The organism is Microcystis flos-aquae FACHB-1344 (genome assembly GCF_014698375.1).
Classification (GTDB): domain Bacteria; phylum Cyanobacteriota; class Cyanobacteriia; order Cyanobacteriales; family Microcystaceae; genus Microcystis; species Microcystis aeruginosa.
This window is the reverse complement of record NZ_JACJSW010000024.1, coordinates 1-10,068: the sequence shown is the minus strand read 5'-3', so window position 1 is coordinate 10,068 and position 10,068 is coordinate 1. Positions and strand designations below refer to the sequence as shown.

At 45.7% G+C, this 10,068-nt stretch carries 9 protein-coding genes, 1 tRNA gene and 1 pseudogene; 3 read left to right on the top strand and 8 right to left on the bottom strand.

Going from position 1 to position 10,068, the window contains the following annotated elements; translation table 11 throughout:
* The first annotated feature begins 115 nt into the window (after positions 1-115).
* Positions 116-859 carry a PEP-CTERM sorting domain-containing protein gene (locus tag H6G48_RS01215; protein ID WP_190718285.1) on the top strand — a complete coding sequence of 248 codons (744 nt, stop codon included), beginning with the start codon at positions 116-118 and terminating at the stop codon, positions 857-859.
* A gap of 113 nt (positions 860-972) precedes the next feature.
* Here the strand turns inward: H6G48_RS01215 and H6G48_RS01210 are convergent, their stop codons facing one another.
* On the bottom strand, positions 973-1,764 hold the full coding sequence (locus H6G48_RS01210; protein WP_190718284.1) for a Uma2 family endonuclease: 792 nt from the start codon (positions 1,762-1,764) through the stop codon (positions 973-975).
* 232 nt (positions 1,765-1,996) lie between these two features.
* Positions 1,997-3,185: pseudogene (locus H6G48_RS01205) on the bottom strand (RNA-guided endonuclease InsQ/TnpB family protein).
* A 90-nt stretch (positions 3,186-3,275) separates the two neighbouring features.
* On the opposite strand from H6G48_RS01205, the gene H6G48_RS01200 reads away from it, so the two are divergent.
* Positions 3,276-4,130, top strand: coding sequence for a PEP-CTERM sorting domain-containing protein (locus H6G48_RS01200; RefSeq protein WP_190718281.1), 855 nt, complete (start codon positions 3,276-3,278; stop codon positions 4,128-4,130).
* 231 nt (positions 4,131-4,361) lie between these two features.
* Here H6G48_RS01200 and H6G48_RS01195 read toward each other — a convergent pair whose 3' ends face one another.
* The 6 genes from H6G48_RS01195 to H6G48_RS01170 all read right to left on the bottom strand — a co-directional run bounded on the left by H6G48_RS01195 (position 4,362) and on the right by H6G48_RS01170 (position 7,545).
* Entirely contained in the window at positions 4,362-5,114 is a 753-nt protein-coding gene (locus tag H6G48_RS01195) for a Uma2 family endonuclease (protein WP_190718277.1), read from the bottom strand.
* Between the two features lie 193 nt (positions 5,115-5,307).
* Entirely contained in the window at positions 5,308-5,595 is a 288-nt protein-coding gene (locus tag H6G48_RS01190; protein ID WP_190718274.1) for a ssl2009 family thylakoid membrane protein, read from the bottom strand.
* Between the two features lie 14 nt (positions 5,596-5,609).
* Positions 5,610-6,263: a uracil phosphoribosyltransferase gene (upp, locus tag H6G48_RS01185; RefSeq protein ID WP_002798883.1), complete on the bottom strand. Its 654-nt coding sequence runs from the start codon at positions 6,261-6,263 to the stop codon at positions 5,610-5,612.
* Positions 6,264-6,486: 223 nt separating this feature from the next.
* Positions 6,487-6,669: a 30S ribosomal protein S21 gene (gene rpsU / locus H6G48_RS01180; protein WP_002738938.1), complete on the bottom strand. Its 183-nt coding sequence runs from the start codon at positions 6,667-6,669 to the stop codon at positions 6,487-6,489.
* Positions 6,670-6,735: 66 nt separating this feature from the next.
* Entirely contained in the window at positions 6,736-7,089 is a 354-nt protein-coding gene (locus H6G48_RS01175; RefSeq protein WP_002781887.1) for a metal-sensing transcriptional repressor, read from the bottom strand.
* A gap of 384 nt (positions 7,090-7,473) precedes the next feature.
* Positions 7,474-7,545 (bottom strand) — tRNA-Thr (locus H6G48_RS01170).
* 420 nt (positions 7,546-7,965) lie between these two features.
* On the opposite strand from H6G48_RS01170, the gene glmS reads away from it, so the two are divergent.
* Positions 7,966-9,867, top strand: a complete 1,902-nt coding sequence (gene glmS / locus H6G48_RS01165) for a glutamine--fructose-6-phosphate transaminase (isomerizing) (RefSeq protein ID WP_190718271.1) — start codon at positions 7,966-7,968, stop codon at positions 9,865-9,867.
* Positions 9,868-10,068: the final 201 nt, after the last annotated feature.

The window sequence follows — 10,068 nt, the reverse complement described above, 5'->3', positions numbered from 1 at the left end:
GCGTAAGGAATTCAGGATTTTGTGTCCAGTAGTCCATTAGTATTATATTGCTTTAACTCAGGCTCTGTAAGACTTTTAGCCATAGCTAGTATGTTTATACGGGGGAAGTTCAGAAATAAAACAACTCGGAATTGTTTCTGGGGTTGCCCTGGCAACTCTGGGAACTGGTGCGGCACAAGCTGCTTTGGTGGTCGTCCCTACAGGCTTGAATCCAGGCGATCAGTATCGTTTGGTGTTTGTTACTGACGGCACACGGGATGCAACAAGCACCAACATCGACGACTACAATAAATTTGTTACCAATGATGCCAGAGGAGGAACCCCAGGGATTGATACGGCTCTCGATGTGGCTTTAAATGCGGCAGGATTTAACCCTAATACGATCGAATGGAAGGCGATCGGTTCTACGGATTCAGTCGCTGCCCGTGATAATACAGGTACTAATCCATCGAGTACGGGTGTTCCGATCTATCTCATAGATGGCAACCGGGTTGCCAACAATAATGCCGATCTCTGGGATGGCAGCATATTAACCGGCATTGATCGCACTCCCCAAGAATCCGTAGGTTTCTTTTTCGTATGGTCTGGAACCTCGGATGATGGTACGGTCGGGTGCTGTGGAGGGGAGCTCGGGTCTAATGTCGCTATCGTCGGTGTTGCGATCGCTGGAGTCCTGGGGTCAGGGTGGATCAACGAATCCGGTAAGTCAGGTTCTGAAGAATATCGGTTCTATGGAATCTCAACCGTACTGACAGTTCCGACTCCAGCAGTCACTGTCCCCGAACCCTCTAGCCTTCTTGGTTTTATCACCCTGGGCGGTTTAATGTTAGGGGGTGCTGTCCGCAAAGCGAGGAAATAATGCCTACAAGGGAGAGGAGACGCGGGTTTCCTCTCTCTTTTTTTGGGGTAGTTTGTTTAATTCCTGGTTCCAAGGCTCTGCCTTGGAACCAAACATTTAGGCTCTGCCTAAATTTAAAAGTCAATCTGAGGAATAGTTTCAGTATCTATCCCTAATTCCCGCAATCGTGCCGCTAGTTGTTCTGCTCGTTGTTTAGCCGCAGAAGCCTCTTGTTTCGCCACAATTAACTCCTCATCGGCAAGGGGAATTAACTCTCCCTCCAGCGTCAACCAGCGTAACCATAGCCGCTCAATCCCCCGATAGGAACCTTGCCACAAACCCAAGCTCAATTCCAGTTGAGGAATCGGTAAGCGTCCCTCCACTAAAGTCACGGGTTGGTAATGACCATCTACCAGTTCAAACGCTTGAAGTTGGTTAGTATAGCGGCTAAAAACTACATAGTAGGGAACCTGCAAAATCTGTTCATAAACTGTCCACTTAGTTGGCGGTTCTTCTGGTTGGCGTAGTTCTTCTCCTAAATCTTGATTTTCCGTACCTGGAGACAATAATTCCACCACAATCGCAGGGGAAACCCCTTCCTGCCAAATCACATAGCTTAAGCGCAGGTCATGGCCATCGTAGAGACGAGGAATACCGACCACCCCAAACCAATCGGGACGCTTGTACCATTGAGGGTGTCTGACATCGTAGTAAAGGTTAAGGTCAGCGGCGCTAAAAACTAGCTCTGGTTCCCAGTTGGGAGGCTGAAAAGTCAGCAGTAATAACTGAGGTTGTAATAGGTGAAATTCGTCAGGCAAACCGGGTTCAAGTGGATTATCACTAGGTAAATCGTACATCGTCGGCAGGGATTGCCGGGGGGAAAGGGAAGGGTCAGATTGGGGAATGGTGAAGGTAGGTGTAGTCATTTCAGTTATCAGTTATCAGTTATCAGTTACCACTCAGACCTCTCAAACATTGTAACTGTGATTACTGTAGCGGCGTAAGCCCTGGGGGGGAGGAATGTAAATATTTATTAAATTGTAGCTTTTGATACAATGCGGGGGGGGTAAGTGTGTATGATGCTTTTCAAACCCTATTCGTGTTTAATTCTAAAATTGACATCCTCGCCGCCGTAAAACGGACGGCGATTCCCAAACCTCACGATTTAGGTTTCTGCTTCTTTCCCTTGCGGGGTTCCGCACCTGCCTTAACAGATTTACTCTGTTCTGGTCTTATGGTCGCTCTACAGACTGACACCGCAAGCCCTGCGGCCAAAATATTTTTACTAGCGTTAACATCTCGGTCATGGTGTGTCCCACAGTCTGGACAATCCCATTCTCGAACATTTAACGGCATTTTCAAGGGCAATATGCCCACAATTACTACACCTTTTAGAACTAGGAAACCATCTATCTATTTCGATGTAGTTTCTCCCATACCAACGGCATTTATAGGCTAATTGTCGGGTAATTTCTCCCCAACTAACGTCAGATATTGCCTGAGATAATTTCGGGTTTTTGACCATATTCTTGACGGCTAAATTCTCAACCACAATCGTTTGGTTTTCACGGACTAATTGAGTGGTTAGCTTGTGTAAATGGTCTTTTGTGTTATCAGTAATTTGGGCGTGAATCTTGGCTACTTTGATTCTCGCTTTTTCCCGATTTTTTGACCCTTTCTGTTTTCTAGAAAGGCTTTTTTGGGCCTTTCGCAGTCTCCGATAATGGTTTTTAAAATGCTTGGGATTAGACACTTTATCGCCATCGCTGGTAATCACGAGGCTACTAATTCCTAAGTCAATTCCGATGGCTTTATCTGTTACTGGTAGAGGCTTAATCGTTGGGTCATCAAATCTTATTGAGATATGCCAACGTCCTGAAGGATGTAATCTGACTGTTACTGTGCTTGGTTCACAGCTTTCTGGGATGTGTCTTGACCATCGAATAGGTAAAGGTTCTGTGCATTTAGCTAAATAGATTTGTCTGTCTTTGAATTTAAAAGCAGATTTGGTAAATTCGGCACTTCCTCCCTGATGTTTTTTCTTAAAGTTAGGATACTTAGTACGACCAGCAAAGAAATTAGTGAAAGCTGTTTGTAGGTGTCTTAACCCTTGTTGTAAAGGTACACAGCTTACTTCATTGAGAAAGTTTAATTCTTCTTGCTTTTTCCACTCGGTTAGCATTGAAGAAGTTTGAACATATCCTACTCTTTCTTGTCTTTCATACCAAGCTTGTGTTCTGAGATGGAGAGCTTTATTGTAAACTAATCTTACACAGCCCAAAGTGCGCCGCAATAGCGACTCTTGTTCGGGTGTGGGGTAAAATCGAAACGAATAGGCTTTTTCCATACCTCACATTTTAGCATATATTTCGTAAATGTGCTAATATTTAACAGTAAAGCCGTCGTAAAACGGCGGGGTTTCAGACCCAAATTTTCGATGAAAAATCCAATTTTAGCGGCGCTGAGTCAAAAATCTCTCTCAGTTGGTATTGTGGCATCAACCGTTTTCTTCGGCACTACTAGCCACGCCTTGGCCAGCGTTCTGATTGCCGGAGCTCCCAACAGTGCGAGTTGGCTCAACGACGTTCAAGCAAAAATTGCTGGAACTGGCCTGATTTCTGGGAGCGTAGATATACTGAATGTCGGCTCTTCTACCCCAACTCTCGCGCAATTACAGGCTTATGATGCCGTACTATTCTTTTCTGATGCCGCTTTTGCGGATTCAACCACTTTCGGTAACGTATTGGCAGATTACGTCGATGCGGGTGGTGGAGCAGTCCAAGCGACTTTTTCGTTCTGGAGCGCTTTCATAGACATTGGTGGTCGGTGGAGGGCGCAAAACTACGATGTTTGGCAACCAGGAGGACAGAACCAACCCGTAAATCTAACATTAGGAACAATTTACGATCCATCGAACCCGATCCTCGCAGGCGTTACCAGCTTCAATGGCGGGTCATTGAGTTACTACAATACAGTGGGCTCTCTCAACCCCGGTGCGGTAGCAGTGGCTGACTGGAGTAATGGTGCACCGCTAATCGCCGTCAATACCTCCACATTTGCGGGCAAAATAGCTGGGTTGAATTTTTATCCCCCATCAAGCGATGCTCGATCAGATTTCTGGGTCAGTAGTACCGATGGCGCACTGTTAATGGCCAATTCCCTGAACTTCGTCACCAAACAAGTTTCTGTTCCCGAACCCAATTCTCTTCTTGGACTGTTTGCTATCGGCACTCTTGGCGCAGCTTCAACCCTCAAACGCAAACTAAAATCATCCAAATCAGCCGAGAAGTAAACCACAAAAGTCGGCTAAATTGGCCACAAAATATCACAAACACCCCTTCATTCAGTCAGTGGAGGGGGTTTTGTTTTTTTGGTTTTTCGATGGGTAGCATCTCAGTCGTGAATTATGCTAGGATTCGCCCTAGAATGATCAAAAATCAAGACTACACAAGCAACAGTAATCCAAGGCACGGCCAGGGAAATTAGGGAAGCACTGGCGCTTATACCTTGGAGAAGTCAGACCCTACATTTCATCGGGGTTAATTCCAAGCCCTCTGAGCCTTTCAGCCAACCGGATGGCTTTTTGTTCCGCCTCTTGTTTAGCCAGACGTTCTTGAGCAGCGATCGCCTCTGCGTTCTTCGCTCTTTCCTCAGCCGTTAGATAGCGATTTCCTGACTGGTCATACCAGTATAACCATTCCCGATACCAAGCAATATGTTCTCCTTTTTCATAACCCAGCGCCAAGCCAATTTCAGGCAACCAAACTCGATTATTCTCACTTTCTAGAAGTTCATATTTGCCTGAGATTAATTTATATACCTCTAATCTTTGTCGGTTTTTAAATCTTCCCCTTCTGCCACTCAAAGGATTGTATATTGCATAATACAGAATCCCCAGGGTTTGGTAATTTAAGAATTTTTCCTCATACTCACTATTATACTTCTTCTCGGAAATTACCTCTAAAAACAAAATCGGCAAGATATACTTTTCTCCCCACAAAATATAGCTTAACCGACCTCTTTCTCCCGTATCATGGTTGACTCCAACCGCTAAGAAACCATCGGGGACAAAAGCTGATTCGTCTGGATTATAATAAACAGCCATATCTACCCCAAAATACCAATCATCTCGACCAGACCAAATTAAGGCTAATAAACTTAGCAGCAGATTGGGAAGATCATTCTGTAACTGATTATCCACTGGAGTTTCGTCGGAAGAGGGCAATTCTTCGGCGCTGGGAAGAGGGCGATTTTTGTTATAGGTGAGGTTAACCATAGCTCCCGCAAGCGTGGTGTTTGATTACTGCTAATTCTAACGGAAAATTACGGTTTTAGATTTCGTTGTTTTTGTGCGATCAAGTCTAAGCGATGATTGTTTTTCCTGGTTGCAAGGCTCTGCCTAATTGTCAACACATTATTCTTAAGATATTATCCAACAAGGTTTTTAGATTTATTCAGCCAGCCCCATTTTAATGATCGCTGCCGTTTTCTTGTACCGATCCTAACTGTTGACGCACATCATCGATCGCTAGATTTAACTGGGCAATTTTATCTTCCAAACTGCGGCGGGCCATTTCCATGCCTTCCTCTGGAGTCAAGCGCCCATTGCGGCTCTCCTCCAAAAAAGCTTGATTATCACCATCTGCTAAACCGCGACGGCTGCGATTAGCCAACACTGTCCCCAAAACACCGCCCACTAAACCACCGACAATCGCACCGGCTAAAAAACCGCCCGTAAACCCATCTCGCTGACTCATAATCCCTTTTTCTCCTAATAGGTTCCAAAAGCTCGATCGCCGGCATCGCCCAATCCCGGCACGATGTAACCGCCGCTATTTAATCCTTCATCGATAATAGCCGTATAGATGTTCAAGCTGGGATAATTTTGACTCAATTTCTGTAAAGCCGGCGGGGCAGCCACCACGGAAATCAGGCGAATCAGGGTAGGATCAACGCCTCTGCCGGTAATTTCTGCCATTGCCATTGAAATTGATCCCCCCGTGGCTAACATCGGTTCGAGAATTAAGACTCTCGTGGCCGGATCAAAACTGGCCGGTAATTTATTTAAATAACAACTCACCTCCAGGGTTTCCTCATTTCTGGCCAAACCGAGGTGATAGGTACTAGCTAGGGGTAAAAGGCTTTGGGCCCCTTCCAACAGGGCTAATCCTGCCCTTAAAATCGGAACTACGGCGATCGGTACGCTAGGATCGATAAAAGTAGCGGCACATTCCGCTAGAGGGGTTTTAACGCTAGTTTCCAGCGTCGGCAACCATTGCCGCGCCGCTTCGTAGGTTAACCAGCGCCCTAGTTCCGTCATCGCTGTTTTAAACAGTACCGAGGGGGTATTTTGATCGCGGGCGATCGCCAACCAATGCTTAACCAGAGGATGTTCGGGAACGTAGACGCGCAGTTGTAAAACCATGAAAACACTAGAACTCGATCGAGGGCTAAACTTTATCTTAAGCGAAAAAGCCTTCAGGAGTCAGTGATCAGTGATCAGTGATCAGTAATCAGCTTTTTTCTCCCTATCTCCCCATCCCCCAACCCCACACCCCACTTCCCACACCCCTAAAACCCAACCCCCACCACTAGGTTAAAATAAAAGCAAGCCAGAAGCTTGCGAGCGGCTTCTGACTTGGGGAGTTTTAACGACGACGGGTTCTTTGTCGTCTCCGGGCTACTGCTTTACGCTTTCTCTTTTCTTGAGGGGTTTCAAAAAATTGATGCTTTTTGATATCCGCATAAATTCCCGCTTTCGCTACCTGTCGCTTAAAACGACGCAGGGCTGATTCGATCGCCTCGTTCTGACCAACTACCACTTGGGTCATTAACCTAATTCACCTCCTGTAATCGCTCTCTGCCTAAAAAATGCCAACTTCTCATTATAGCACAATCTAGGGTAAAAAGCGATCCAAGGCGGCCTTTAATTCTTCAATTTCTGTCTCGATACTACCTTCCTGGGCAGCCCGGGCAATACATTCGCTCAGATGTTCGTCGAGGATCATTCTGGCGACGCGATCAATCGCCCCGCGAATAGCGGCAATTTGCATCAAAACTTCGGGACAGGGACGATTTTCCGATACCATCGTCTTGATGCCGCGAATATGTCCTTCGATGCGCGAGAGACGGTTAATAATTTGCTTCAGGGAAGCTTCGCTATGGACGTGGGGAGTCCCTTTTGACTCGTGGTCATGTCCCGTCTCGTCGTGGTTGTGAAGGGGGTCGAAAGGGGTAATTTGATTAGTCAAGGGCTTACCGTCAATTCAGTTCTACTCTCTAGTGTGCCACAGTTGCGAACCCCAGTCCCTAGTATGGTTTTGTCTGGTTTAAATTCCCGTTCAGGGGTCTTCGGTTTGCCAATCGGGGCAATTTTCCTCTTGATTCCAACCGGAGGGATGAAATCCACAAATTAGACGCTCTTGCATAATTAATTTTTCAGGGTTCAAAAACGGCAAAAATAAGGATTAAATGGCATAAAATCTGTAAATACACCATTTAATCGACTATTATTCATTCTTAATTCTCCTGACTACTGACTACTGATACTAAATCCTGTTTAGAAAGTATAGGGGAGCAGGGAGCAGGGAGTGGGGAGTGGGTTTTTAAAAGTCCCATTAGGAGTGAGAGATTGAAGCTGGTGATGGGATTTGAACCCGCGACCGGCTGATTACAAATCAGCTGCTCTACCACTGAGCTACACCAGCATTTTTGACCAACTAATTATAACACAAATAGGGCTTGCTGAAAAATTTTTTCCCGGGGCTCACAGGTGTAGGTATTTTACAAACCTGTGAAGACAAGACAAGGAGGACAAGGAGGGAAATCCGAATCTAATTCTTTTTTTTGCTACCTTTAATCGCTTAAGCCTAACGTATCACTGCACCCGACCTTATACTAGACTTTGATAATTACCCAAAGCTACTGCCGCCGGTGACGCTCGCCGTTAGGCCTTCAATCTACTTACAGATCAGAGGCAGGCGTTGACAATTAACGTAGGATTAGTCAGTATGAGTCCCATTAGAGGAAACTTTGCCCTTGTCAGTGCGTCTTTAGCCTCTAAGCAAACAAGTGTCACGCTTGCGATAGAATAGATCGGACTTAGCCTAAATGGGGTCAGGGAAAGAATGTGCGGAATTGTTGGCTATATCGGAACCCAAACAGCGATCGATATTCTCCTAGCTGGTTTGGAACGTTTAGAATATCGGGGTTATGATTCGGCAGGAATTGCCACAATTCTCGAAGGTGAATTACATCGAGTCCGCGCCCAGGGAAAACTCTACAATCTGCGGGAAAAATTAGAACAGGAAGTTAATCCCTCCCAAATTGGCATCGGTCACACCCGTTGGGCAACCCACGGCAAACCCGTAGAAAGTAATGCCCATCCCCACACCGATAATAGTCAACGGGTGGCAGTGGTACAGAATGGCATTGTCGAAAATTTTCAGGTATTAAGAACAGAATTAAAGGAAAAAGGCTGCATATTTGACTCAGAAACCGACACAGAAGTTATTCCCCATCTAATCGCCAGTTATCTACCCAAACCTACCGATGAAGACTACTTGGGGGTGAGTCCTTTCCTCAAGGCAGTTTTAAGGGCAATTGAACGTTTAGAGGGTGCTTTTGCCCTAGGGGTGATTAGTCCCGATTATCCCGATGAATTGATTGTCGTGCGGCAACACGCCCCTTTAATCATCGGTTTTGGTCAGGGGGAGTTTTTCTGTGCCTCCGATGTCAGTGCTTTGGTTCCCCATACCCGGGCAGTGCTGTCCCTGGATAATGGCGAAATCGCTCGGTTAACACCCTTGGGAGTAGAAATTTATAATTTTGAGGGCAAAAGAGTCCGTAAAAGCCCCAGAGTCCTCGATTGGAGTCCGACGACCGTAGAAAAACAGGGTTATCGTCACTTCATGCTCAAGGAAATCTACGAACAACCCGGAGTGGTGCGCGACTGTTTAGGGACCTATCTGCATCCCCATTGGACAGCACAAAATGAGGATAATGTCAACCCGATAAATATTAATTTTTCTGAAGAAATTTACGATAATTTAGAACATATTCAGATTTTAGCCTGTGGAACCAGTTGGCACTCTAGTTTAGTCGGTAAATACTTGATCGAGCAGTTGGCAGGTATTCCCACCAGGGTACAGTACGCCTCGGAATTTCGCTATGCACCCACCCCCCTGATGCCCAATACTTTAACTATCGGGGTGACGCAATCGGGGGAAACAGCCGACACTTTAGCGGCTTTGGAAACGGAAAAACAGCGTCGTTTAGGATTAGAAAAAAAATATCAGGCCCGGATTATCGGTATTACTAATCGCCCCGAAAGTACCCTAGCACAAATGGTCGATCAGATTATTAATACCCAAGCAGGAATCGAGATCGGGGTGGCGGCAACTAAGAGTTTTACGGCACAATTATTGGGTTTTTATCTCTTAGCTTTGGATTTATCCTATCGTCGTCAAACTTTGTCTTTAGAGAGAATCGAGGAAATTATTAATGGAATGCGATCGCTGCCAAGGTCGATCGAAACTGTCTTAGAAACACAGGAAAAAGCGATCGAAGAATTAGCCCATGAATTTAATGACACCCAAGACTTTATTTTCTTGGGACGGGGGATTAATTTCCCCATTGCCTTAGAAGGGGCCTTAAAACTCAAAGAAATCAGTTATATTCATGCGGAAGGCTATCCAGCCGGAGAAATGAAACACGGACCAATCGCGCTTTTAGATGCAAAAGTTCCCGTAGTAGCGATTGCTATGCCGGGGATAGTTTATGATAAGGTTCTCTCCAATGCACAGGAAGCAAAGGCAAGGGATGCGCGATTATTGGGAGTAGTTGCCGACAGCGATACGGAAGCGCCAAAAGTCTTTAATGATTTGTTGTATGTGCCGGAAATTGAAGAATTATTATCGCCAATTCTAACAGTAATTCCCCTACAATTGCTCTCCTATCATATCGCAGCCCGTCGCGGTTTAGACGTGGATCAGCCGCGCAATTTAGCCAAAAGTGTCACAGTGGAGTAAAGTTCAACAGGTTGAAACTATCCGATCAAGCGGAGCTATCTGATCGTTGTGCTTTGCTGTTCTATGTTGTTCAGGTTTCATCCCTTCGTTGACACTCCCCGCTCTAAAGAGACGGGGATTCTTGGTTCACAGAGATTACTTGCTTAGACAGAATTGCTTCTGAAAAAGTAGAGGTATTCTCTCCCCAAGCGTTTATTGGAT